At 40.9% G+C, this 26,431-nt stretch carries 16 protein-coding genes and 1 pseudogene; 9 read left to right on the forward strand and 8 right to left on the reverse strand.

Annotated elements, in window-relative coordinates:
* Positions 1-492: 492 nt before the first annotated feature.
* Together larE and hrmK are read right to left on the reverse strand one after the other, a co-directional pair.
* On the reverse strand, positions 493-1,320 hold the full coding sequence (gene larE, locus LC605_RS10920) for an ATP-dependent sacrificial sulfur transferase LarE (protein WP_229547571.1): 828 nt from the start codon (positions 1,318-1,320) through the stop codon (positions 493-495).
* A gap of 275 nt (positions 1,321-1,595) precedes the next feature.
* Positions 1,596-3,455, reverse strand: coding sequence for a hybrid histidine kinase/response regulator HrmK (hrmK, locus tag LC605_RS10925; RefSeq protein ID WP_229547572.1), 1,860 nt, complete (start codon positions 3,453-3,455; stop codon positions 1,596-1,598).
* A 203-nt stretch (positions 3,456-3,658) separates the two neighbouring features.
* Between hrmK and LC605_RS10930 the strand changes: the two genes are divergently transcribed.
* Positions 3,659-4,525, forward strand: coding sequence for a branched-chain amino acid ABC transporter permease (locus LC605_RS10930; protein ID WP_229547573.1), 867 nt, complete (start codon positions 3,659-3,661; stop codon positions 4,523-4,525).
* A gap of 21 nt (positions 4,526-4,546) precedes the next feature.
* Here LC605_RS10930 and LC605_RS10935 read toward each other — a convergent pair whose 3' ends face one another.
* Both LC605_RS10935 and lipA read right to left on the reverse strand, forming a co-directional pair.
* Positions 4,547-4,684 carry a photosystem I protein PsaX gene (locus LC605_RS10935; protein ID WP_229547574.1) on the reverse strand — a complete coding sequence of 46 codons (138 nt, stop codon included), beginning with the start codon at positions 4,682-4,684 and terminating at the stop codon, positions 4,547-4,549.
* 208 nt (positions 4,685-4,892) lie between these two features.
* Entirely contained in the window at positions 4,893-5,822 is a 930-nt protein-coding gene (gene lipA, locus LC605_RS10940; protein WP_229547585.1) for a lipoyl synthase, read from the reverse strand.
* Positions 5,823-6,143: 321 nt separating this feature from the next.
* Here lipA and LC605_RS10945 point away from each other — a divergent pair, with 321 nt between their 5' ends.
* Positions 6,144-6,806 (forward strand): response regulator, encoded by a 663-nt coding sequence (locus LC605_RS10945; RefSeq protein ID WP_229547586.1) that lies wholly within the window; start codon positions 6,144-6,146, stop codon positions 6,804-6,806.
* A gap of 290 nt (positions 6,807-7,096) precedes the next feature.
* Positions 7,097-12,790 carry an ATP-binding sensor histidine kinase gene (locus tag LC605_RS10950; RefSeq protein WP_229547575.1) on the forward strand — a complete coding sequence of 1,898 codons (5,694 nt, stop codon included), beginning with the start codon at positions 7,097-7,099 and terminating at the stop codon, positions 12,788-12,790.
* A gap of 396 nt (positions 12,791-13,186) precedes the next feature.
* On the opposite strand, the pseudogene LC605_RS10955 reads toward LC605_RS10950, so the two are convergent.
* A pseudogene (locus LC605_RS10955) lies at positions 13,187-13,426 on the reverse strand (cytochrome P450); the annotation flags it as partial.
* A 52-nt stretch (positions 13,427-13,478) separates the two neighbouring features.
* Positions 13,479-14,516, reverse strand: a complete 1,038-nt coding sequence (locus LC605_RS10960) for a terpene synthase (protein ID WP_267868494.1) — start codon at positions 14,514-14,516, stop codon at positions 13,479-13,481.
* 590 nt (positions 14,517-15,106) lie between these two features.
* Here LC605_RS10960 and LC605_RS10965 point away from each other — a divergent pair.
* The 6 genes from LC605_RS10965 to LC605_RS10990 all read left to right on the forward strand — a co-directional run bounded on the left by LC605_RS10965 (position 15,107) and on the right by LC605_RS10990 (position 25,091).
* A complete protein-coding gene (locus tag LC605_RS10965; protein WP_229547576.1) occupies positions 15,107-16,426 on the forward strand; it encodes a response regulator in 1,320 nt (439 codons plus the stop codon).
* A gap of 641 nt (positions 16,427-17,067) precedes the next feature.
* A complete protein-coding gene (locus LC605_RS10970) occupies positions 17,068-19,611 on the forward strand; it encodes a proteasome protein (RefSeq protein ID WP_229547577.1) in 2,544 nt (847 codons plus the stop codon).
* A gap of 30 nt (positions 19,612-19,641) precedes the next feature.
* A complete protein-coding gene (locus tag LC605_RS10975; RefSeq protein ID WP_229547578.1) occupies positions 19,642-20,430 on the forward strand; it encodes an Rpn family recombination-promoting nuclease/putative transposase in 789 nt (262 codons plus the stop codon).
* Between the two features lie 8 nt (positions 20,431-20,438).
* Positions 20,439-20,738 (forward strand): Rpn family recombination-promoting nuclease/putative transposase, encoded by a 300-nt coding sequence (locus tag LC605_RS10980; RefSeq protein WP_309143261.1) that lies wholly within the window; start codon positions 20,439-20,441, stop codon positions 20,736-20,738.
* 105 nt (positions 20,739-20,843) lie between these two features.
* Complete coding sequence (locus LC605_RS10985) at positions 20,844-23,819, forward strand: molecular chaperone (RefSeq protein ID WP_229547580.1); 2,976 nt, start codon at positions 20,844-20,846, stop codon at positions 23,817-23,819.
* 180 nt (positions 23,820-23,999) lie between these two features.
* Positions 24,000-25,091, forward strand: coding sequence for a hypothetical protein (locus LC605_RS10990; RefSeq protein ID WP_229547581.1), 1,092 nt, complete (start codon positions 24,000-24,002; stop codon positions 25,089-25,091).
* An 85-nt stretch (positions 25,092-25,176) separates the two neighbouring features.
* Here the strand turns inward: LC605_RS10990 and LC605_RS10995 are convergent, their stop codons facing one another.
* The gene (locus LC605_RS10995; RefSeq protein ID WP_069071239.1) at positions 25,177-25,356 is read right to left on the reverse strand and encodes a high light inducible protein; all 180 of its coding nucleotides are present in this window, start codon (positions 25,354-25,356) and stop codon (positions 25,177-25,179) included.
* A gap of 487 nt (positions 25,357-25,843) precedes the next feature.
* On the reverse strand, positions 25,844-26,431 hold a 588-nt coding region (locus tag LC605_RS11000; RefSeq protein WP_229547582.1), incomplete at its 5' end, for a cytochrome b/b6 domain-containing protein.

Consider the following 26,431-nt stretch of genomic DNA (forward strand, 5'->3'; position numbering starts at 1 on the left):
TTTATTTTCATGCAAGTCCCTAAGTACAGATGCAGCATTAATTCGTGGTGAATTGAGGGTTGAAATTTAAACGCAAAGGGGCGCAAAGGGAAGCGCAAAGGAACGCAAAGAGAATTCGCTACGAATTTATGAAATATTGTACTAAGCTAAATCCCCGTTATAAAACAATACAGTTCAGTTAAGCATTTCTTTGTTCTCTTTCTTCTCTTTCTTTGCGTCCTTTGCGTCCTTTGCGGTTCGTTAAAAAATTGACTTTTGCAAAGAGTTTTAGCCTTAACTGAACTGTATTGCGTTATAAAACGTAATTACTGTCTTCTCTACGAGACGCTCCGCGAACGCAGCGTTAGGCAGTCCGCGTACCCCTGCGGGGAAGCAAGCTACCCTTTTAGCGTCTCCTAGAGAGCGTCATTACGAATTACGAACTTGTACTGAGCGGCGTCGAAGTAGCGACTTGTACTGAGCGACATCGTAAGTAAGTCGAGGTATTACGAATTATTTAACGCCCAAGGCTTCCCGATTCAAAACCTGATTCAACTTACCACTACGATAACCTTCTAAATCTAAGGTTACATAGATAAATCCAAAATCTTGAAATGCAGAAACTACTTTTTGTAAATCGTTAGTCAAGACAAAATCTTTAATTTGTTCTGGTGGTAATTCAATACGTGCTGTATCCCCTTGGGATCGCACACGCAAATTCTGCCAACCAAGCTTTCGCAGATAAATTTCTCCTCTACCGACTCGTTGTAACTTAGCGACAGTAATCTCTTCACCGTAAGGAAAGCGCGAACTGAGGCAAGGTTGAGCAGGTTTATCCCACCAAGTTAAACCGAGTTGTTGGGAAAATTGGCGAACTTCAGCTTTGGTGACACCCACTTCTGCTAAAGGCGATCGCGCCCCTCTTTCCTTAGCCGCCTGAATTCCTGGGCGATAATCATGCAAATCATCGGCATTTACCCCATCCACTACATAAGGATAACCCAACTCTAAAGCTAAAGGTTTGAGAGTGTCGTGCAACTCACTTTTGCAAAAATAACAACGATTGACAGGGTTAGAAGTGTAATTGGGATTTTCCATCTCGTGAGTCTGGACGATTTGATGACGAATCCCAATGGTTGCAGCTTGAACTTTAGCGTCTTCCAACTCTTCTGGTAATAGCGAAGGAGAAACAGCCGTGACAGCCAAAGCGCGATCGCCCAACGCATCATAAGCAATTTTGGCAACCAAAGTGCTATCAACGCCCCCAGAGTAGGCAATCAACGCCTGCTCCATTTCCGTAAATAAAGCTCTTAATTGCTCCAATTTTTCTATCAGTATCATTTCCCAATCCTGCCAAAACCTTATAGCACTCTGCAAATCCTATTGTAGTAAAAACAGCAGCACAGAGACTCTTGACTTAAACCCCCAAACTTCGTTAAAAAAACTGACTTTTACTGAGAGTTTTAGCCTTAACCCAAGGGTATTGGTTTATAGCAGATTATTAAATGTATTCCTATGGCTCATTGAAATGATAATATAGCCTGCCTATGTTGTTCTTTAAAATTAACGATATTATACATACTCTTTGACACTCCGCCGACTGAACAAATTTCGCTTTAGATTGGCGGTTTGCTGTACTTGGCCACCAGACGGGCTAAAAGTAATAAATCAATCGGTTTAGAAATATACTCATTTACTCCAGCTGCTAGACAAGTTTCGCGATCGCCTTTCATTGCCATTGCTGTTTGAACAATTACCGGAATCGTCTGATATTGCGGATTTCCTCGCAGTTCTTGCACCAAGTTAAGGCCATTTCCATCTGCCAGATAAACATCCATTAAAATCACCGCCGGATCTAACTCACGTGTTAGAGCTTCCCACATCTCGGCAGCACTCTTAACCCAAGTTACCCGATATCCCAATTTACGTAGATAAATTTGCATCAAATCAGCGTTGAGCAAGTCATTTTCTACCAGCAAAATATCTACAGAGCAACTAGGTGTCAAATGCAGAGGAAATAAACAGTATTTTGCTCCCTCATCCCCCTCATCCCCCTCATCCCCCTCATCCCCCTCATCCCCCTCATCCCCCTCATCCCCCACCCCTTGTTTAAAGGGAAGTACAAGAGTAAAACGAGAGCCGCGATCTACTTCAGATTCCACTTTCACGAAACCACCATGAATTTGGGCGAGTTTTCGAGTCACTGCTAAACCCAAACCAGTACCTTCAACACCACCAGCTGCGGCCTTGGCAATTTGAAAATAAGGTTCAAACAGTTGAACTTGGTCTTCTTGGGAAATGCCACTGCCGGTATCCCAAACTGTAAAATGCACAAATACACCTTTGGGAGCAACCTCTAACCCAACACTTCCAATACTTGTAAACTTTAGGGCGTTGAAGAGTAAATTCAACAGCATTTGCTTGAGTCGTAATGGGTCGGCTGTTAGAGTTGTAATATCGGGTTCAAGTTCTAGGTACAGTTTCAAACCCTTATTAGCGGCTTTCTCTTTCACCAGTGCCAAAACATTGCTACACAGCAGTGGCACATCTACTGTTTCCCACTGCACTTCTAGCTGATTTGCTTCAATTTTAGAGAGATCCAAAATATCATTAATCAGAGCTAGCAAGTGCTTGCCGCTAGACTGGATGATATTCAAATACTCTAGCTGGCGTTCTTTAGTTGGTTCGTATCCTGAGGCTAAAAGCAGATGGGTAAACCCAATAATAGAACTAAGCGGTGTGCGAATTTCGTGGCTGGTGTTTGCCAGAAACTGATTTTTCAGTTTATTAGTTCGCTCCAATTCTTGATTAGAGTTACTTAACTGTTGATACTGTTGCTGCCAAAATAAGATGCGTCTAAGTTGTGCCAACGCTGTATTACAGTAGTTAGCAGACCTTGCCATCAATTGTGATCTGAGTTGAGCAAGTGATTCTATAAGCGATTCACCATCAGATCTGAGGGGCGCAGCCGCGATAATTAGCCAGCCCATAACGCTGCCAGAATCATCAGCTAGCCGCCAAGCGCTCGGTAGTTGTTGATTCTCAAGCTGTTGCAAATCTTCGAGTTTTATGACCTCTTGCAATCTCAACAGCAGCTTTTTTTCTGCTGTTAGCACTTCTAGAAATCGAGGTTGTGAGTTTGGGGATGGAGAAGGAGAAACATAACAAACTGTGGCCACAGTTTGTTGTGGTTGAAACAGAGCGATACCTACGGCACAATCTGTCAGCGCCAGATCACTGCTGTGAACAGCACTGTTAATCTCGTTAACCACTGTTTGGAAAATTTCTGCTTGTGCGGTTCCTGCCTGGGGGAGAGTGTTACAAGCAGAAAGCAGGCAATCATTAAGGCGACTTTGCAACTGGTTCAAGCTGCTCTCCAGCCACAACTTGGCGCTAAGTTGCTCAATTGTTGTCAAAAGTTTTGGCGTTGCATCTATCTGTGAGTTTTGGTCTGGTAAGCTTAAGTACTGCTGCATGGTCAACTAGACAGCTGAACAAATTTAGCTTCGCATAAAAATCCCAAAAGGATTCTATGTATATTAGCGGATAGTTCTTTTTTATTTATCAACCATAACCTATGTTGTTATAAACCATAGCTTATGATGTCGAGTTTAGCAGCTAGAACAAAAAAATTATTCTAACCACTGATATAAATTTTTTTAAAAGCAACTTAAGACTTATGGATATACAATTTGCCCAACTAATCGTCAATGGGATTGCGGTGGGTAGCATTATTGCTCTAGCCGCAGTCGGACTCACTCTTACTTATGGAATTTTACGGTTATCTAACTTTGCTCATGGTGACTTTTTAACTTTAGGAGCCTATCTCACCTGGCTGATAAATACTATTGGAGTTAATATTTGGCTGTCAATGATCCTAGCGGCGGCGGGAACAGTAGCAGCCATGCTGTTATCGGAAAAGTTACTGTGGTCAAAGATGCGCTCTATCCGTGCTAGTTCCACTACGCTGATTATTATTTCTATCGGACTTGCCTTATTTCTTCGTAATGGGATTATTTTTATCTGGGGTGGCAAGAACCAAAATTATAATTTACCTGTTACCACAGCTTTAGATATCTTTGGCTTAAAGATACCGCAAAATCAATTATTGGTATTGGGGTTGGCGGTACTAGCAATTTTGGCGCTGCATTACCTGTTGCAAAATACCAAAATTGGTAAGGCGATGCGAGCAGTTGCCGACGATCTGGACTTAGCCAGGGTTTCAGGTATCAATGTTGACCGAGTAATTTTCTGGACTTGGCTAATTGCTGGCACTCTTACGTCATTAGGCGGCAGTATGTATGGTTTGATTACAGCCGTGCGTCCCAATATGGGATGGTTCTTAATTTTACCGTTATTTACCTCAGTAATTCTTGGTGGGATTGGCAACCCTTACGGTGCGATCGCAGCAGCTTTTATTATTGGCATCGCCCAAGAAGTCAGCACCCCTTGGCTGGGTTCACAGTATAAACAAGGTGTAGCACTGTTAATCATGATTTTGGTGCTGCTCATTCGTCCCAAAGGTTTATTCAAAGGAACGATTTGAGCAGCACCATTCCACTTCTAATTACTCAATAATGTGGAAATACCAGGCTGCTACAAGGAAATTGATAGCTAACAAGAACAGTGCCCAGCCTGTGCGATAGGCGTAGGGAGGTTTAGCTCCACTGTCGGCAACGGCGGAATTCTTAGCTTTAGCAGTCATAATGCGATTCTCCTAATGTCAGGACTTTTTAAGAAATACCAAACTGGCGTACCAAATACCCAAATTCTTTAAGAATATTTGTGAGAAGTTGAAAATTGGGCATTGGGCATGGGGCATGAAGAAGAGCATTGGTGTCAAGGAAGAGGGGAGAGACTTGTTCAATAATTCCCCCTCATCCCCCTCATCCCCCTTGTCTCCCTCATCCCCCTCATCCCCTCATCCGCTCATCCCCCACTCCCTCCTCTCCAGCATGATAGGAACTGCGAACCAGAGGCCCAGAACGAACATGATTGAATCCCATTTCCCATGCTAATCTGCCGAGTTGATCAAATTCCTCTGGAGTCCAATATTTTTGGACGGGGAGATGTTCAAGAGTTGGACGCATATACTGCCCGATAGTCAAGCGATCGCACCCCACAGCCCTTAAATCAGCCATTGCTTCAACGACTTCATCAAGTGTTTCTCCGTGTCCCAGCATCAAACCTGATTTGGTGGGAATTGTCGAATCAATTTCTTTGACCATAGCCAGTACTAAGAGTGAGCGATCATACTTAGCTCCCCGGCGTACTGGCCCAGTTAACCGTTCCACTGTCTCAATATTGTGATTGAAACAAGCTGGTTTGGCTTTTACAATCATGGCTATACGCTGGCGTTGACCTGACTCTCCAACACCAGCACCACCCCAAAAATCTGGGGTCAGCACTTCAATTTGAGTTTCTGGGTTCAACTGGCGGATAGTGGCGATCGTCTCCACAAAGTGCCCTGCACCCTGATCGGGCAAGTCATCACGGGCTACAGAAGTTAGCACCACATAACGCAATCCTAAAAGCTGCACTGCCTGTGCTACCTTTTGGGGCTCCTCTAAATCAAGAGGCATTGGTGCATGACCTTTATCTACTTGACAAAAAGCACAAGAGCGTGTGCAAGTAGGCCCCATTAGTAAGAAAGTTGCAGTTTTTTGAGCGTAGCACTCTCCCCGGTTGGGACAGCGCCCTTCTTCGCAAATCGTGTGAATTTGGCGCTGCTTAATAATGCGTTGTACGGTAGAGATTTCACTGGCTTTGCCAATAGGGCGACGTAACCAGCTAGGCATTGCCGTAATTTCAGACTTTAGTTCGGCTTGTTGTGACGAAATCATAGACATCCAAGCAAGATGCGGATATATAGTAGTGGTCTGTCAATTAACAAGGCTTTGAATCTTACCCCCCTTCCCTTGTAGGGAAGGGGCTGGGGGTTAGGTCTGTATTCCATGCAATTGAGAAGCGCTATATAAATATCACCATGACACAAATTGAAAACAGCGCTAGCAAAAGTTTTGCAAAACACCTCTAGCAATGTAATTTATACGGAAATATACTATCCCCCAATTGCTAGAAATTTTGTATATAGTGGGAGGATTCTCAAGGACAACCGGCAAAGCCGCTATTTACACTTAAAGTTTCTGTTAGAGCAAACAGTCGTGGCAAGCAACAAGATTTTAGTTATTGATGACACTACAGTTGTCAGAGTAAAAGTACGAGAAATGTTGCCTCCGGGCAATTTTGAGGTACTGGAAGCAAAAGACGGTTTGGAAGGACTAAATTTCATCCTTCAGGAAAAACTCAGCCTGATTATGCTGGATTTTCTCTTGCCTAAAATGAGTGGCTGGGAAGTTTTCCAGCAAGTTCAAGCCGACCCAGAGTTAAGGAAAATTCCTTTGGTGATCATGTCTGGTCGCAAGGAAGAAGTGACTGAAAAAATCCCAGAACCATTTGAATATTTTGAGTTTCTGGGCAAGCCTTTTGATCAAAAGCAACTAATTGGCGCGATTAAGCTAGCTATGGCCAAAGCGAAACAACCACGCCCAGAACTAGTTTCCGTAGGAGCAGTAACTGCTGTCAAAAATAGCATAATTACAACTTCTGGTATCGCCAATGGTACAGCAGCAGCCCCTAGTGCTGCAAATACTGCGATCGCACTTAGTGCTGCAAATACTGCGATCGCAATTCCTAGTACCGAAGGGGCCTCCGACGCAGAAATTAATGCGTTGAACGATAAAATTGTCAAAATGCAAGCAGAAATTGATGCTTTGAAGAAACAGCTAACTCAGATTGTGACTTTTATTAAACAAAAAATCAAGTAGCATTTGTGTTCGTTATTATTATCGCAGCCGAAAATACCCCGTCTCTAATAACGGGTGTCCGATTAAAAGCGGACATCTTTGAAAATGAATTGTTTTGACGTAGCACTGCTACGTCTCTACAAGGGTTTCAGGCAATGAATAATTAATTTCTAGAGATATCTATTTGTAGGGGCGCAACTTACTTACATATTCTCATTGCAATTAAACAAAAAAATCTGATTTTATGATATTGCTAGTTATACTACGGGAATACTAAGCCATAGAGAGAATAATTATGAATATAATCCGCAATGGAAGTAGTATTAAATACATTGTATGCCTTTCCTGGCTATCGGATTACTGAGCAAATTTACTCAGGTAGTAAAACCCTAGTTTATCGGGGCATTAGAGAACAAGACCAAAAGTCAGTTGTTCTCAAATTGATGCGGAATGAATATCCTACCTTCGCGGAAATCGCCCAGTTCCGAAATCAATATATCATCACCAAAAACCTTGATCTTCCTGGGATAGTCAAAACCTATAACTTAGAAAACTACCGTAACAGCTACGTCTTAGTGATGGAAGATTTTGGCGGCATTTCCCTCCAAAAATGGCGATTAGAGGACAAGGAGAAGAAGGAAAACTGGCTTTCCCTTAATGAGTTTTTCCCCATCGCGATTAAAATTGCTTCTACTTTAGAAGGACTGCATGGCGATGCCTACGGCGGGCTGGGCCTACGCATCATTCACAAAGATATCAAGCCTGCCAACATCCTCATAAACCCTACCACAGATGAAATAAAACTCAGCGACTTCAGTATTGCCACCCTCCTACCAAGAGAAATTCAATTTGTCACGAATCCCAACATCTTAGAAGGCACCCTCGCTTACATTTCCCCAGAACAAACCGGAAGGATGAACCGAGGTATCGACTACCGCACTGATTTTTATTCCCTGGGTGTCAGCTTCTTTCAACTCCTCACCGGACAGTTACCCTTCACTAGCCAAAATGCGATGGAGTTGATTTACTCTCACATTGCTAAACAACCGCTACAAGCCAGTCGAATTAACTCCAATATTCCGCCAATTTTATCTGATATCATCAGCAAGCTGATGGCAAAAAATGCCGAAGACCGCTATCAAAGTGCTTTGGGGTTAAAGCATGACTTGGAGATGTGCCAAAGCCAGTGGCAAACAACAAGAAATATTGCACCTTTTCAACTAGGTGTGAGGGACATCTCAGACCATTTCGTAATCCCCGAAAAACTCTATGGTCGTCAAAGTGAAGTTGAAACTCTACTCGCTGCTTTTAAGCGGGTGACAGAGGGGGCAACAGAAATGATATTAGTTGCGGGTTTCTCTGGCATTGGCAAAACTGCTGTGGTCAATGAAGTTCACAAACCGATTGTGCGACAGCGTAGTTATTTCATCAAAGGAAAATTTGACCAGTTTCAACGCGATATTCCCTTATCAGGATTGGTGCAAGCTTTTCGAGACTTAATTGGTCAACTCCTCTCGGAAACTGATGCTAAAATTCAACAATTTAAAGCCCAAATTCTGCGGGTATTGGGTACACAAGCTCAGGTAATTATTGATGTAATTCCTGAACTCGAACAGATTATTGGTAAGCAACCTCCAGTTACAGAACTTTCTGGCAGTGCTGCTCAAAATCGGTTTAATTTATTGTTTCAAAAATTCATCAAAATCTTCACGAGCAAAGATCATCCTCTAGTTATATTTCTTGATGACTTGCAATGGGCAGATACAGCTTCTTTAAAATTAATTCAGTTATTAATATGTTGTGAAAGTCGGTTGTCTTCTCTCTCAGAAGAGACAGAAAATATCCGGGAAACCAAGGGGGGTTTATTATTAGTTGGTTCCTATCGAGATAATGAAGTTTCCCAGGCACATCCGCTTTATTTGACACTACAGGAGATTGAAAAAGCAAAAGCAATCATTAATACGATTACCCTCGCTCCGTTAAAGCAGGGTGATTTAAATCATCTCATTGCTGATACCTTGCATTGTCCTGAAGTAGTTGCCGTTCCTCTGACTCAGATGGTATTTGCTAAAACTAAAGGCAACCCCTTCTTTTCCGTTCAATTCCTTAAGTCTTTATACGATGACGGTCTAATTGTATTAAATGTGAATGTTGGTTATTGGCAGTATGATATTTCAAAAGTCAAAGAATTAGCTTTCAGCGATGATGTAGTAGAATTTATCGCCCTGCAAATAGAAAAATTGCCAACATCTACCCAAAAAGTTCTGAAACTGGCTGCGTGTATTGGGAATCAATTTGACTTAAAAACTCTGGCGATCGTTAATGAAAAATCTGTAGTAGATACAGCATCAGATTTGTGGCAAGCATTACTTGACGGGCTAGTTTTACCACACAATGAAAATTACAACATATTTTCAAAAGATCATACCGATCAAGAATTCATTGTTCATCGGATGGAATCTATAGAATTTTCCAGTTCTAATTTACAGCTACCTAAATATAAATTCGTACATGATCGAGTGCAGCAAGCCGCTTATTCTTTGATTCCTGAAGAACAAAAAAAGCCAATTCACTTAAAAATTGGGCTACTGTTATTGAATAATATTCCAGTTGCACAACAGGAAGAAAAGATTTTTGAGCTTGTTAATCAGCTTAATATCGCAGTGGAATTCATCTCCCATGAAGCTAAACGAGATGAACTGGCCCAGATGAATCTAATTGCTGGACGTAAAGCTTTAGCATCAACAGCTTATCCGGCTGCTGTTAAGTATTTAACTACCGGCATCCAACTGCTGGCAAATGATAGCTGGGAGACAAAACATCATCTTACCCTGGCTTTATATGAGACTGCGACAGAGGCAGCATACCTAGCTGGCAACTTTGAACAAATGGAGGAATTAGCAGAAGTGGTGTTGTTACGTAAACCACTGCTAGAAAAAGTAAAAGTTTATGAAGTCAAAATTCAGGCTTATGGAGCGCAGAACCAAGCACTGGAGGCTGTAAATACTGCACTAACCTTTTTGAAACTTTTGGGAGTGGAGTTTCCTGAGCATCCAGGCCAGTCAGATATTCAGCTAGCAATGGCAGAGTTAACATCAAATCTCAACGGGAGGCCCATTGAGGACTTAATTAATTTGCCGGAAATGATCGAAGCTCAGGCTCTGGCAATAATGCGGATAATATCGACTGCAATCTCTGTCACCTATACAGTTGCACCTAAACTTTTTCCGCTCATTGTTCTAAAACAAATCGAATTATCGCTCAAACATGGGAATGCTCCTTTATCTGCCTTTGGTTATAGTAATTACGGGTTAATACTCACCGGGTTAGTAGGAGATATTGAGTCTAGCTATCAATTTGGTAAACTAGCTGCAACTTTGGTAGATAAGTTCAATGCTAAAGAAGTTAAAGCTAAGATTATGCTTGTATTTTATACAAGTATCTGGCATTGGAAGCAACACACCAGGCTAATATTAAAACCTTTACTAGAGGCTTACTCTGCTGGAATAGAAATAGGAGATTTAGAATATACAGCCTATTATCTTAATGCTTATTCCTACTCTTCATATTTCATTGGCGAAGAACTCTCAGGGCTAGAACGTGAGATTGCAACTTACAGCAATGTCATCAGAGAAATTAACCAAAAAACAATCTTTAACTGGATTACTATCCATCGACAGTCTGTCTTAAATTTGCTAGGAAATGTAGCAAATCCCTGTCATTTAATTGGTGAAGCTTATGACGAAGAAAAAATGCTACCGCTTTACCTTGATACCAATGATGTCATGGGAATTTTCTATTTATATGTAAGCAAACTACATCTATGTTACCTATTTCAGAAATATCCTTTGGCCTTGGAAAATGCTACTTTAGCAGAAAAGTATTTACAAGGTGGAATAGGACAGCTAGTGACTCCTCTTTTCTACTTGTATGATTCACTAGCAAGACTGGCTGTATACCCTGATGCATCAGATTATGAGCAAAAGTGCATTCTGAATAAAGTTCAAGCGAATCAACAAAAAATGGAGCATTGGGCACATCATGCTCCGATGAATTATTTACACAAATATTATCTTGTCGAGGCTGAATATTATCGGATTAGTGGTCAATATCTTGAAGCAATGGAATTCTACGATCGCGCCATCTTTCTTGCTAAAGAACATGAGTACATTAATGAAGAAGCCCTAGCTCAAGAACTTACTGCCAAATTCTATTTAGAATGGGGTAAACATAAGATTGCCCAAACCTACCTAACAGATGCTTACTATAGCTATATTCGCTGGGGAGCATTAGCCAAAGTTGACGATTTAGCAAAACGCTATCCCCAATTACTGGCTCCTCTATTTCAGCAAGAAAAACTGAGTATCCATTCCAGCGAAGAAAGTACTTCTTGCGATAGCACATCTATATCATCTTTATCTACCCTGAGTAATCAACAAACTGTTATTGGCTCAAGGACAAGTATTTCTGACTCTCTGGATTTAGCCGCATTTATTAAAGCATCTCAAGCCCTCTCTGGAGAAATCGAGCTTGAGCGACTACTTTCTACTTTAATGGAAGTTGTGATGGAGAATGCCGGAGCCTCTAAATGCGCTTTAATTTTGAGCGAAGGGGATGACTTAGCATTAACTGTGACGGCAGTTTGTTCAAGTTCAAATTTTGAGCATACCTACACTGAGTTTCCATCAACTTGCCTTGAGTCAAGCTACGATGTTCCTATTACCTTAATTAACTACGTTAAACGTTCCAGAGAAATTTTAGTTATTGATGATGCAATCACTGTTTATTTTCTAGCAAGTGATAGCTACATTATTAGTGAAAAACCTAAGAGTTTGTTGTCTATACCTCTTTTAAATCAAGGTAAATTGATTGGGATTCTTTACCTAGAAAATCATCTGACTACAGGAGCATTTACACGCGATCGCATGGAAGTTCTCAAACTACTCACCACTCAAGCAGCAATATCCCTAGAGAATGCTATCCTCTATAAAAATTTGGCACAAGCTAAAGAAAGTTTGGAGGAATACAACCATACTCTAGAAGAAAAAGTCCAGGAAAGAACGCAGGAAATCAACGACAAAAATCACTGTTTACAACAAACTCTACAGGAATTGCAACAGACCCAAATCCAATTGATTCAAAGTGAAAAAATGTCTTCTTTGGGACAAATGGTGGCGGGAATTGCTCATGAAATCAATAACCCGATTAACTTTATTCATGGCAATATTAATCATGCTAGTGAGTATGTCAAAGACTTGCTGGATTTGGTAGCAGTTTATCAGCGAGAATATGCCCATCCTTCGCCTTTAGTTCAGGAGAAAGCTGAGGAGATTGACATAGATTTCGTAGCAGAAGATTTGCCAAAGATTCTAGATTCAATGAAAGTGGGGAGTTCGCGTATCCGGAATATTGTTTTAGGCTTACGCAACTTTTCTCGTATAGATGAATCTGAAATGAAGCCTGTAGATATTCATGAGGGAATAGACAACACCTTAATGATTTTACAACACCGGATTAAAGAAAAGAGTGATTTTCCGGAAATTGAAATTATCAAAGAATACGGGAATTTGCCGGAAGTTACTTGTTATCCTGGTCAACTCAATCAGGTGTTTATGAATATCCTGAGTAATGCGATCGATGCTTTAGAAGAGTCATTTGCCATTGGTGATCCATCATTGGTAAATGACATAAAAAAGGACATAGACGCGTCTGTAGCTTCTCATAAAGTAGGACAAATTCACATCTTTACTGAATTAACAGATTCTAATACGGCGATAATTGGGATTGCCGATAACGGTTCTGGTATGACAAAAGCGGTGCAGCAGAAAATTTTTGACCCATTTTTTACCACTAAGCCGGTAGGAAGTGGCACGGGCTTGGGGTTGTCGATTAGCTATCAGATTATTGTGGATAAACACAAGGGTAGTTTAACCTGTGATTCCACGTTAGGAAAGGGGACTGAGTTTGTGATTGAGATCCCAATGCAACAGTCAGACATCTATTAGACATCTGACAATTCAGGTCATCTGGAAAACCTCACTTCTATTTCTCTCTTCCTTTAAGGAGAGAGACTTTGATTTTCCCCCTTCCCGATCCGGGAAGGGGGTTAGGTTTTTGGTGGACTTTTCCACATAACCTGAATTGTCAGATTAGACATCTCCGACAAAGAATGTAGAGACGTAGCAGTGCTACGTCTCTACAAAGGTTCTGGATAACGCATATTTAATTTCTACCAGATGTATATTGAGATGATAGCTGGATTTCCGCCGTGCTGTACTAGTAATCAGTCAAGTTTAAATTCATGGGTAAGCAAGTTCATAGTAAAAACTTTAGTTCTTATTATGAACTCTCAAAACTAACTGCGCATCAGCTTAGGATACGGATGTAGTTGTCATGTTCACTCAAGACTTTTGACGCGCACGTCGCCCTGTAATTACCATCTTGACTCCACCTGCTGGTGCAAGAGTAAAACCTCGACGCTGAGGCCGCTCTGGACGGCGATCAATTAATGCCAAGTTATAGTGTGACAAGAGGGTTGCTAATACTAGCTTCATTTGAAATATAGCCAAAGCCTCGCCAATACAACGACGGACACCACCACCAAAGGGCAGAAATTCATATTCATCAACTTTTTTTATAAAGGCAATTTATGAATTGCCTCTATAAAAATCATCCCCACAATCAGCAACACATCTAATTTCGTGTTAGTTCCAGTCCTTCTAGACTCTGATAACGACCTGTCTGGGAATACCAATCATGGTTGCTACGTATCCAGTAGTGCATTCCTAATATGAATTTTGCAGCTTCAGTATCCGCTTCTTCTCCAAATTTTGGAAGAGATGTTTCTAAATCCACCATTTTTTGTACGGCTGTATTGTGAATCTCTGCTACACGGTTAACTGCCTGGTTTAGAGGAATTTTAAATTGTTCATGCAGTACCAATACTAAATTATTAACATCGCCGTTTGAGATTTCTCTAGATGCAGAAAAAATATCATTACAACAGGCAATAATATGTCCTGTAAGAAATTGCATTTGGATAAATTTTTCATGTTTTCGTAAATAATTGGGAATCATCAAATTATGGCAAAATTCAGTCAGTGCTAAAAAAGCATCGACGCCTACACTTGATTTACGTATCATCATATAAGTGTCAAGGTCTGGTACGATTCCCCGTGCGCGGATAGTTGCTTCTTCAACACATCCCTGTAACCATTTCTCAAAGCTACAGATGAAATGATTGAACCATGTTAAGCTACCTTTTTGGAGCGTCCTCTCTCTGAGATTATTTAAGGCAACAGTCACGGCTATATCTTGGTTTGTAACTTGTGCCCCGTTTAATATTTCCAGAAACCTCTGATGAAAAACTTTTAGAACTTTAGGTTTTTTTCCTAAATCTGATAGGTCGCATTGATCATCCCAAATAAACACCCAACTCAGCCAGTCATGTGCAATCTTCAGTTCTTCAAGATTACTGTCGGGGTAAGCAGATGCAGCTAAGAAAAAGAATTTAGACTTGCAAAAACGCTTATAAGTTGATTCATTGGCCAAGAGATTGAAGCGAAGTACCCATTCAAGAGCGTACTCTTCTAGAACATCAATATGCTTATTGATCTGGGATGGAAATGGGCAGTATAAATCAGGGCAAAGTAATTGCTTCACAAGAGTTCTATTATTTAAAAGTGCTGAAAAAATTGAGTTGCGGAAAAACAAAGATAATTGAGCAAACAATTGAAACTTCTATGGCTATGAGTTATTTATAAATTCACAAATGCCCAACATCATAAAAAGCTGTATAAGCATAATTCCGTGACTATTTATAATGTCTAAACATAGATGAATATTTCAAGAGTTATCTAGCTATTCTTGAATATTTTTTATTAAAAACTAACCGTAAATATCTGGAATTATATTTTCTTGTAGAAATAGTTACTTCTCTGAATATTCATGATAAATGCTGTTGACTAACTAAAAAAGTGAACTTATGGTATCAAGAATATTGTTTGGGGCTAGCGCTACATTTATAAAAAACAAGGGTACTAATGACTAATTTCAGAGCGATCGCCTTGATGAAAGATGATCTTTAACTCACGTGGAAGTGAAGATTGGTGGTTAATCTCTATGCCCTAGCGATCGCTCCCGTGGTTCCATAGGGCAATTTAGTGTGGGAATGTTGCTGTTATCAGAGTTTTTGGGAACTATAGGATTGTCAGACCGGAAATTTATTAGTCAGTGTGTGAACAAAGTAGAGGTGACTTAGCTGCGATCGTTCCCAGGGTAAATAGTGGATAAGTAACAAGGAGTAAGATTAATTTAAATATATGAATTACAAGCCAGATATGAAAAATTTTTATGAGCCAGAAGAGAGTTTAATTTTAGTGGTTGATGATACTACTACCAATTTAGAAATTGTCTTTAACATATTAACTAATGTGGGCTTTAACGTTATTACAGAAAACAATGGGCAAAGGGCAATTAAACAGGTCGAGGATAGACTACCTGATTTGATTTTACTAGATGTAATGATGCCGAAAATAGATGGATTTGAAACCTGTAAAAGGCTGAAAGAAAATTTAGCAACTTGTGATATTCCCGTAATTTTTATGACAGGCAATTCTGATACTGATAGTAAGGTAAAGGGTCTTAGCATGGGGGCAGTTGATTACATTACCAAACCCTTTCATGAAGAAGAATTATTAGCTAGAATTAAAACCCATCTTCAATTACGAAATCTTACGAAAACTTTAGAAAAACGAGTTACAGAAAGGACAGCAGCATTGTCTAGGGCATTAAAAGACCTACAAGAGTCTCAACTTCAGCTTGTACAGACAGAAAAAATGTCTGCCCTTGGTCAATTAGTAGCAGGAGTTGCTCATGAAATTAATAATCCAGTTGGCTTCATTCATGGCAATCTTGGACACGCTTCACTATATTTCCAAGACATGGCTAACATCATTAACCTCTATCAGCAGTATTATCCTAATCCAGTTGCAGAAATTCAAGAGCAAATTGCAGCGATAGATTTGAAATATATGCTTGCGGATCTACCTAACTTAATTTCCTCAATGAAAGAGGGTGTTCAGCGCATTCGCAACATTAGTAGCAGTCTGAGAAACTTTTCTCGAGCAGATAGCGATCGCAAAGTTTGTTGCAATATTCATGATGGCATAGACAGTACAATCATGATTCTCAAACACCGCTTAAAAGCATCGGAGGATCGACCCGATATTCAAGTAACTAAAAATTACGACCATTTGCCAGAATTAGAATGCTTTATCGGGCAGCTAAATCAGGTATTTATGAATTTGTTAGCTAATGCTATTGATGCTTTAGAGGAGTCTAATACAGCACGTACCTATTTTGAAATACAAGCAAATCCTAATCAAATTTTGATTCAGACCAATCTTACTGAAGATAAAAATCATATCTTGATTCGGATTAAAGATAATGGCGTAGGGATGTCAGTTGATGTCCAGCAAAAAATCTTTGACCATTTATTCACCACCAAGCCCGTAGGTCAAGGCACAGGATTAGGATTATCAATTGCCCGTCAAATTGTTGTCGAAAAACATGGAGGAACTCTGGAGGTAAATTCAGTATTAGGACAAGGTTCAGAGTTTATGATTAAGCTTCCCATTTAGAGGATGTTTTAAAAGTCCTCTTGTCGGGAACAAAACGTTTTAGATCCCCCTAAATCCCCCGATAAATTGGGGGACTTTGATTCTTCCCCCAATTTATCGGGGAGCCAGCGCGGTCTTCTCCCAAGGGGAGACGCTTTAGCGCATGGGGGTTTCCCCCATGAGCGACTGGCGTGGGCTAGGGGGGATCGAAAAGTGCCTAAAGTCACAGTGAAAAACTTTTCAAACAACCTCTAAAAGTGGTGGGCTGTAATTTTAGGCACTTCTAGATCCCCCTTTCAAGGGTAGGTTTTTTGGAATATCGAAAATAGTTGAGAAAATTATCAACTATTTAACGTGGTTTGGTCGTTTCAGGATTTTTAAATCGGGTGAAATAGTCAAAAAATGACCAAATACAAAATACCTACCTTTGTAAGGCGCGGGGACAGGGGTCTCGCCAAGTGGAGCGACTGGCGTGGGTTAGGAGGGATCTAAAAGTGCCTAAAGTCACAGCTAAACACTTTTCAAACAACCTCTTAGAACAAAATCGCAAATTAAATGAGAGAAATGCTAAATGTGATATCAACAGGTTGTAACAATGGCTGGTAATGGCATTTTATATGTTATAAAGCTCACAGAAATTCATGTTAGGCGGAAACTACTCTATGGAACCAGATAAACTGGGCCGTTTTAAGGAGTACGGCGAATTCATCCTGCGAAAGATAGATTCTGTGCCCCAGTACCCTTCTAAACAAGAAGATTGGGTTCCAGCTAGTCTAGATGACTGTCTCCTGCGTTTGCGGTCAGCTGCCCAGAAAACTGTAGACCTTGCAACTTCGCCTGTGAAAATTGGGGTGATGGGGGAATTCAGTAGTGGAAAAACTTTACTTTTAGGCAGTTTAATTGGATATGCAGATGCTTTGCCAGTCAGTGAAAACCCCACTACAGGTAATGTTACCGCCATACATATTATTCCGCAAGATGATTTTGAAACAACAAAATTAAGTAACTTTACGGTAGAGTATCTTGCTCATGAAGGAGTGCATGAGTGTCTACGCTTCATGCTAGGGGAAGCCAATAAACGGACAACAGCAGCAGGGCTTCCTCCTATACCAGTATCGAAACTCAACTCTGGTACAGATATTATTAGCTGGTGTGAGGAAGCATGGAATAGTAGTAATAATTTAGAGTTACGTTATTTACTCCGGGAGTTGGTATTATTCCTGCGGGCTTATCAAGCCTATGGGGAAGTTATGTGTGGTGGGCGCTACCACATTGATGCTATCACTGCCCGCGAGGGGCTACAGCTAGTGGAACAGCCAATGGCAATTCAAACTCTGAAATTTGAGGATTTGCCCCCAACGCATATTCGATTACCGAGTCCACCCCAGAGACTACCAACAAAGTTATTGCAAAATAGTTTCCCACTTATCCGCCGTGTGGATATCGATGTGAAAATCTCACGGAAAATTTGGGATTTTGCAGACGCCGCTAAATTTATTCTCATCGACTTTCCGGGATTGGGGGCTGCTAATTCCGGGGCTAGGGACACTTTTTTGTCACTGCGGGAATTGGCAGAAGTGCAGACAATTTTGGTATTGCTAAATGGTAAATCTCCTGGGAGCGATCGCGCCAATAAAATCTTCACCATGATGCAGCAGCAGCGACCGGGACAAGACCTGAAAGATTTAATTCTCGTTGGTGTGGGTCGTTTCGATCAACTACCCCTAGAGGGCGAGGGTGGCGAAAGAGAACTTGACCAACTGATTGAAGATAGTCCACACTTGCAGGAAGAAACGGTTTTCCAAAAACTCAAGGTTCTGCAAACTACCATTGACGGTGCAGAAGCGTTTACAACCCAAAAAGACCGCATCGTTTTACTGTCGCCACTGTTGGGGTTGGCTGAATTAGCAAAACGTTCTAGTACAGTCAAAGCCGGCTCACCAGAGTTTTTGGCTAACTTAGACTATCCTGATTATTTAGATCGGTCTAAACGATTACAAGAGAAATGGGAGCTATTAAGTGAACGGCTACTAGAATCTGACACCCGCAGTTATTTAGGCAGACAGTTAGGTTACTTTAGTCAAGATGGGGGACTTAGTAAGCTGCGGGAATTGATTCAAACTCACGTAGCCACTCATGGTCTGAAGCAACTGTATGAAGATACTAAAAGAGCTGCTGATGTCGTCAGTCAGCAACAAGATCACCTGAAGGACATCATAGATGAAATCCACGAGCAAGGTATCCCCACAGGCGATAGTCCCGCTTTTATCGAATTGCGCTTTGTGGTCGAAAGCTTGGATAAAATCTACAGGAATTTCCAAAAAGAGATCGGGAAAGAACCACTCAAAGATCGGCGCAATGTTGTAGTCAGCGATGTAGTTAAAGATGAACTCACCTTTAGAATCCTCAATTGGAACCAGTGGACTTTACTATTTAACAAAGCCAACAATGGAGCGATCGCTCTGGCAGAATCTAGAGGTGCAGCCGGGAAATTATTTGATCGGGGAAACCGTGTAAATACTTCCCTTCCGACTAAGAGCGATGATTTTTATCCAGTATTTGAGAAAACCGTTAAAGAAGTAGAAGATTTTGCCCGCGATCGCATCCATCAAGCGGTGGTAGATTTGTTAAGTCAATTGTCAATTCATGTAGCCCCAGAGCGCGAACAGTTGCAGGCATTTTTCCATCCAGAAATGGAACAAGAAATCGAAGAAAAATTTGGGTTTGAAGATGCTGATCTCTTTTACAAATTATTACTAGGATGCGATCCTAACCAATGGAAAGAAGCAATCATCTCGGAAATTACTAGTAAAGACAAAACTGTTGCATCTGAAATCATTTTTCCTCTAGCACGTCAAGATGATAAACACAGCGTTGGTCAAATTTTTGATTGGGCACCAGAGAAAAGCCAAGGCTTACCCAGATCGAGTAATCACCAACTTTTAGTACTGCGACTGCGAGATGAAATTACTGCTAGCGCCAGCCTCCATCTTGTGCAGTATGTCAGCGAAGTTAATCAGCAAATTAATTCCGAACTAGAAGGCATTTTGGATCAAATTATTCCTAGTCTACAAAACCTTTCAAAAAAAGAAACTTTACTGAGATATTTGGCGGCTGGGGAATTGCCATCGGCGATACAAATTCCTACTTGGTTACAGATTCTTTCAGAAATGGCGGCTGTTTCTTACTCAGATGATTTTAGATGACGCGATCGCTACGGTGATGAGGATGTATTTGTGAGACGTGATGCGATTTTTTATGCAATTTTCAAGCGTGTTCCTGGATTGTTTTTCGAGTTAGTAGAACAGCCCCCAGCCGAAGCTAGTAGCTATCGCTTTGAATCAGTTGAAGTTAAAGAACCAACATTTCGGATTGATGGGGTATTTTTACCTCCACCGGATGCAGCATCTCAGATGATCTTTTTTGCTGAGGTACAATTCCAGAAAGATGAGTTACTGTATCATCGCTTTTTCACCGAGTCCATGCTGTATATGTATCGTAACCCGTCGCTTTACGATGACTGGTACGGTGTAATTATTTTACAGTCTCGCAGCTTGGAACCGGAAAAGACTACTATTCACAGATCGCTACTGAATAGTTCCCAAGTACAACGGATTTATTTAGATGAGTTAGGTAATCCTGATGAGCAAAGAGTAGGTATCAGTTTGATGCAGTTAACTATTGCCTCAGACACTCAAATGGTGCAAGAAGCGAAACGTTTAATTGAGCGGGTGCAACAAGAACAGATAACTGTTTTAGCTAAGAAGGAGATAATAGATGTAATCACAACCATCGCTGTTTATAAATTTGCCAACTTAAGTCGTGAAGAGGTAGAGGCTATGTTAGGAGTTAAGTTAGAAGAAACTAGGGTTTATCAAGAAGCGAAACAAGAAGGACGAGAAGAAGGACGAGAAGAACTAAAACTTGAACTTGTACCTCAGTTATTAGCTCTTGGTATGTCGATGCAAGAGGTTGCGAAATTACTTAATTTAACCATCGAACAAGTAAGACTTGCAGCTGAGTAATCACAACAATTACTGGTTATAAATTTGTAAACTTAAGCCGTGAAGAGATAGAGGCAATGTTTGAAATTACGTTACAAGAAACTAGGGTTTATCGAGAAGCTAAACAAGAGGGACTAGAACTAGGACTAGAACTAGGACGACAAGAAGGAATAAAGCAAGGACGAGAACAAGCAAAACGTGAACTTATACCTCGGTGTTTAGCTTATGGTATTCCGATAGAAGAGGTTGCGAGGATACTTAATTTAACTATCGAACAAGTGGAACAGATAAGACTTGCAAGTGAGCAAAAATCTTCAACATTAACTTAGTAACTGGTGGAATTTTCATAGCGATGCCTACGCTTTTTCATATAAAAGCGTAGGCATCGCCCTAGATAAAAAAGCGATCGTTCAACAGAATCATTTGATACTATAATGAACCCTTTTAAATTGAACAACTATACCGATCAAGAACCAAGCGAGAAACAACAAAAAAGATTTCCGGGATGGTTTGCTTTAGATTTTGGTACGTCGAATTCGACAGTCACACTTTTCGATCCAATTGAAGTACCGATCGCAGAAATTTTACCCAAAGAACAAGAAATGCGGTTGCGCGATCGCTTATCACAATGGCTAAGTTCTCCCGCCTCAGTAGCTTTACCAGATGTCAGCGCTGATGATTGGGCAAAGTTTATCGCAGAAATTAGCAAAAATCTGGAGATAGAACCAACAAAGCTGAGTGAAGTTTTTGAAAGTGATAATAAAGAGCGATTTTTGGAAGCAATTCGCCAAATTGAACTTTCTTTAGGAAACAGCGAGAGATTTCGCCGTGCTGTCAGCAAAAAACTTTACCAAATTTATCATGAAGTGTTCCGCGTCCCTACCCTAGAGTCGCAAAATCTGATTCCAGTTGTGCTGGATATTGATCGTCGCGATACAGAAATTCCTAGCGAGTCGGAAATTTCGCAGTTAGGGGATTTAAAACTGCGGATGGGTAGGGAAGCTAGAGATAACAGAAAAAAAGCGATCGCTCAAGGTACAAGCGGTTCTTTAAAGGAAATTATCAGCAGGTTTCACCATTCACCCAAACGCTATTTTGGTCAGGAGCGATCGTTTTCAGTTATTTTGGATGGTGAAGAAGAAACAATTACTGCAAATCAGCTAATCCAATCTGCTTGGGCGCATTTAATCGAGTTAACTGAAGATTATCGCCAACGCGCACAACGCAGATTTTCAGAAGGGAATTTTTTGACAGCAGTTGTCACCTATCCCACTGTCGCCCCACCAGTTGTTCGCAAAGAAGTTAAGGAACTGGTCGAGCAGTTAGGGATCGATGATGTGCAAACTGCTTATGATGAAGCCGTTTCTGTGGCAATATTCTTTTTATGGCGAGAATTTGGCGGTAATCTCAACATTGGTATTGAGTCATTCAAAACCCGTTGTCGCCAAGCAGGAAACAAATGGTCACAAAATGTCCTCGTCTTGGATATTGGCGGCGGAACTACAGACTTAGCTTTAATTGAACTGACTTTAGAAGATAAAACCCCGACTTTTGCTGATTATGAAGACCGGGGTTTGGGAGGACGTTACTATAAACTTACCCCCAAACTATTAGGTTCATCTGGTCACTTACAGCTAGGCGGTGAGTTAATTACACTGCGAATTTTCCGATTATTAAAAGTGGCGATCGCAGACTTTTTATTGACAGCAGTAACAACAGGTGATCAAGAAAGTGAAAAGCTAGAAGATTTAATTAACTCTGAGTTAAACGAACGCTTCTTAGAACAAGGAAAATTTAAATCTGGCAGTATTTTAAAATGTTTAGATAAAGAAAATCCTGAAGGTGACATTGCTTACAAAGATGCCCTAGATACTGCCGAGAAAGTATTACCCACCCGTTGGCAACAAGCACCCCAACGCCTGCAATCTTTTTATATTCTCTGGGATTATGCAGAAGCCGCTAAACTGAAACTTGGGCAAAAAGCACCAGCAGAAAATTCTCTATTAACCTTCACACTTTCTGAGCAGCAAATTTCCGAACTGCTCACCCAAAGCAGTATTAAATTACAAGTCAAAGATCCAAATAGCATCTGCATCACCCTAGACAACCAGCAATTTGAACGAGCCGCCGCTTCCGGAATTAAAGAAGCGATCGGAATTGCCAAAGGATTGATGGAAAGTCGTTTGCGTCCCGATGATATCACTAAAGATTCTGGGAATTCTCAAAAAGTTGATTGGTTAATTTTGTCTGGGAAAACTTGTAATCTCAATATAGTTCAGCGCCAAATCTACCAAGAATTTAGTAAGTCTCCATATTTTGTCTGGAATCCAGAACGGATTACCTTTGTGCTGGAATTTACCAAGCTAGCCACCTCCGCCGGGGCTTGCTATGCCGAGAAACTGCGAAGATTGAGATTCGATCCAGAAGAGTCCAAAAGCTTGCTGCGTAAGGGAGCCAACCAGCTAGAAATTGATGTCAAAAACCTGTTTTATTATTTACCCTGTAACTTCAAACGCAAAACCCAAAGCAACGATTTACTGACTATATTCAAAGCCGGACAAGAACTATATCAACTCGCACCTTGGGAAACTGTCGCCAAAGTTCGTACTCAATGGCAAGGCATACAATTAACTAACATTATCTACCGTCAAGACTACGAAGAGGGAGATTTACGACTTTGGGGAAGCTTTGATGGCAAAAACCTGATGAATCAACTGGATATACAAGAAGCAGAGTTTCTGAAAAAAATCAAAATCCAGTTTGAAATCGACCAAACCCTAGAATTTAACGTCTTACTTTGTCAAGGAAATCCTCATTATTTAATAGACATTCCTGGTATTGATTTAGAATCAGTAGTTTCAGAAACATCAGCACTATTTACTGATGGTAACTTGAATTGGAATATCGCCGTAGAACGCTTCCATAAAAACTTGAATAATGGTGATATTGCCGTCAACGTTATTGAATCAGCAACCGTTGATCAACCAGATGCCTATCATCTTGTATTTGAAGTAGAAAATGATGGTAGTAGAACATTTAAAAAATTCCACTATTTGCGCGATGGTGTGACACAACCAGGAATTGGGTTAATTAGTAATCCCTTACCTCCCTTCCCACAAACTGGCCAGCACACTTTCTATGTTTATCAAACAGATGCTGAAACCAACAGCAAAAAATGGATAAGAATTGGCGCACTCAGTAAACCAGATATAACCACAGATTACCCTTGCCAATATCGTGTAACCCTCGATGATCAAGGCATTTTGCGGATGCACGCTGGTGAAGTCCCTTACTGGACATCACAAAATCAAGAATGTCTCAAAGAAGAAGGATGTGTTTATCGTGCTGAATTAGAGTTGCAACCTAATGAAGTTGATAAAGAACGCGATCCATTTTGCGGCATACATTAACTCTTGCATTAAACCTCTGCGTTCCTCTGCGCTAACCTTCTCTGCGAGACGCTTCGCGAATGCGTTCCTCTGCGTTGAAAAAATTAAGATTTTTAAACGCAAAGGGGCGCAAAGTAAACGCAAAGAAACGCAGAGGTTTGCCAAGTTTAATTCGCTACTAATCACATTCAGGTAACATTCATGCAGCACTTGTGTCAATTATTAGAAATAAAAAACTCGGAGTTAGCCCGGTTACTGCGATTTAGTCTGTATGGACTGGAGGCTACTTTAAATCAGGCTCGCACAGAATTTCCACTAGATCCAGGAGCCAAGGTATGCGATGATGTGCTGCAAGAACTTCATAACCTGTTGCAACCTTTACCCCTACAGCAAAATACTAGCTGGGAAAATCCGCCAGATGATTTAAAGCTAAGTCACCTCCGAGAAGCTTTTAATTCTGACTCAGAACTTAGTTATTACCTGGGTAATTCTCAACTGCAAAGCCAAACAGACTCAGATTTGTGGAATGAGATTCAACGCAAACTGCTGCGAGTCCCAGAGGATTTGGCTGCATCTTGGCAACAGCGCACCTTGGATTTGGCTCAAGAAGTTGGTGCGATCGCAGATAATTCTAATCTCTATCAACTTCCCTTTATCCGCGATGAAATTATCTACCCTGGACTTAGTGGTACTGTTAAAACTCAAGGATTGAGCTTGTCTCAACAAGCACTTTCAAATTCTCAAATTCCTCAAGGAAATACATCAGATATACTAGCGGGATTCCTATATTTATATATAAAATTTATTGAAATTGACCCGGATTTACATCATGCTTTAAAAAGCGTTTTTAGCTTTGATATTATCTCTTTCCACTCCAAACCAGAACGCCGCCATCAATACATTGAGGCTTTAAGCGATCGCTTCCAACGCATCCAAAAGGCAGAGAAAAATACTGATCCCCTATTAATTCTGCGTGCCTGGATTGACATGGACGAAGCAATACATTCACTAGTATTTGTACCACCGGCCGAACGCTATTCTTGGTGGGGAAAGCTACAAAACGAATCACGACGTATCCTGAAGAAAGTCACTGATGAGGCAAATAATGCAGGTAATGAAGTGCGAATTCGCCAATTATCGGGACTTTATGCAGATATCTGTGCTTTATCCAAGGATGACTTACAACTAGACTGTGGTGGTATTCCTGGCGAAGTCTTAACTTGTCTTCGCATATACGCGCGAATTAATCAGGAAGAATCTCCAGGTCGTGTAATATTTCGCTCATCACGCTAAGAAAATTCTCTGCAAAAGGAAAGGCAAACGATTTTACGAATCGCTGCCTTGCCTCATCATCTAATGAAGTTAGAAACTTTTAAATCTATAGGATGCCCCAGAAGTGTAAAATTCCTTGACCAGAAAACACTTCAAGCGCAACAGCAGATAAAAAACCAATCATTGCAAAACGACCGTTCCAGTTTTCGCTCTGAGGAGTAAAGCCCCAGCGCAAAGCATTAGGATCTTCTGAAACCGAAGGCGTAGTCTTCTTAACGTCTGCCATAAATAATACTCCGAGCTTTGATGTTGTAACAGTTATAACTGCCTGTAAAGTAATGTAACAGATTTTTACGAAAATGCAACATAAACTCAATATATTATTCAGTAATATATATTATAAGTACGTAGTTTTATCCGAATAGGTTTGCGATACCTACGACAGCAAGCTACGCAGCAACAGCCAATTACCTAGGAATCCAGGGCTATTTCATTCTCATCTAGCCCGCCTCAGAATGAATTAACCTCTCTTATAGCGAAAGTAGTCTTTAGACCAATACGGTTCACAAAAGGGCTGAAACTCTTTTTTTTACCAACCACAGAGGCGCAGAGAACACAGAGAGAAGAGAGAAGAGAGAAGGAGGAAATGCTTAACCCAAGTGTATTGGTCTAAAGACGACTGAGGAAAGGTTATAGTCCGTTTTAACGAACTTTAGCTATGAGCCAGGAACTTCAGTTCCGGGTGGTTTATGTCTAGAATGAAATAGCCCTGCCTATGACTCACTACCGGAAAAAAATATAGGTAATACAAAGGCTGTCACAATTCCACTCAGCACAATCACCTCAATAATTCTGAGGGGAAAATTATTTTGCATAAGATTATTAATTCCCGCACCAAAGTTAGCTTGTAAAGTAGTCAACCAGGCACGGAAACGATTAGACCATTGACCAGGGCTATCTTCTGGGCGAAACTTCCATGAAAACATAGAGAGTAACAACGGCGCACCACCCACCTTGGTAGACATCAAAAGATGAATCGCCACACAGCAAACCATGACAACCCACGCACCAAGGTGGAGGTAATACCAAATATGATAGAACTGCCCTGTGGGGAGCCACTCTTCTTTCATCATCCTGCCAGAATTCACAGCCAAAACAGCAGCAATGAGCATAAGAGTATTTGCCAGACGTTGCAAGCTAACCCACCAAATGGGCTTGCCAACCTGGGTTAGTTGCTGTAAAAAATCAGATTGGGGCAAGCGCTTTTGTCCCGCATGAAAGCTATAGAGGGCAAAAGTTGGCAGAACAAGCAAGAAACATAAAGCAAAAGTGCCGTGAATGCCTTGAATATCCGCGATTTG

Origin of the sequence: Nostoc sp. CHAB 5836 (assembly GCF_020829445.1) — a bacterium.
Classification (GTDB): domain Bacteria; phylum Cyanobacteriota; class Cyanobacteriia; order Cyanobacteriales; family Nostocaceae; genus Nostoc.

Excerpts from the sequence above, each read along its gene's own strand:
- LC605_RS10970 (WP_229547577.1), top strand. The coding sequence starts at position 17,068 with ATGGAACCAGATAAACTGGGCCGTTTTAAGGAGTACGGCGAATTCATC.
- LC605_RS10965 (WP_229547576.1), top strand. The coding sequence starts at position 15,107 with ATGAATTACAAGCCAGATATGAAAAATTTTTATGAGCCAGAAGAGAGT.
- LC605_RS10935 (WP_229547574.1), bottom strand. The coding sequence starts at position 4,684 with ATGACTGCTAAAGCTAAGAATTCCGCCGTTGCCGACAGTGGAGCTAAA.
- LC605_RS10930 (WP_229547573.1), top strand. The coding sequence starts at position 3,659 with ATGGATATACAATTTGCCCAACTAATCGTCAATGGGATTGCGGTGGGT.
- LC605_RS10985 (WP_229547580.1), top strand. The coding sequence starts at position 20,844 with ATGAACCCTTTTAAATTGAACAACTATACCGATCAAGAACCAAGCGAG.
- lipA (WP_229547585.1), bottom strand. The coding sequence starts at position 5,822 with ATGATTTCGTCACAACAAGCCGAACTAAAGTCTGAAATTACGGCAATG.
- hrmK (WP_229547572.1), bottom strand. The coding sequence starts at position 3,455 with ATGCAGCAGTACTTAAGCTTACCAGACCAAAACTCACAGATAGATGCA.
- LC605_RS10990 (WP_229547581.1), top strand. The coding sequence starts at position 24,000 with ATGCAGCACTTGTGTCAATTATTAGAAATAAAAAACTCGGAGTTAGCC.
- LC605_RS10950 (WP_229547575.1), top strand. The coding sequence starts at position 7,097 with ATGGAAGTAGTATTAAATACATTGTATGCCTTTCCTGGCTATCGGATT.
- LC605_RS10995 (WP_069071239.1), bottom strand. The coding sequence starts at position 25,356 with ATGGCAGACGTTAAGAAGACTACGCCTTCGGTTTCAGAAGATCCTAAT.
- larE (WP_229547571.1), bottom strand. The coding sequence starts at position 1,320 with ATGATACTGATAGAAAAATTGGAGCAATTAAGAGCTTTATTTACGGAA.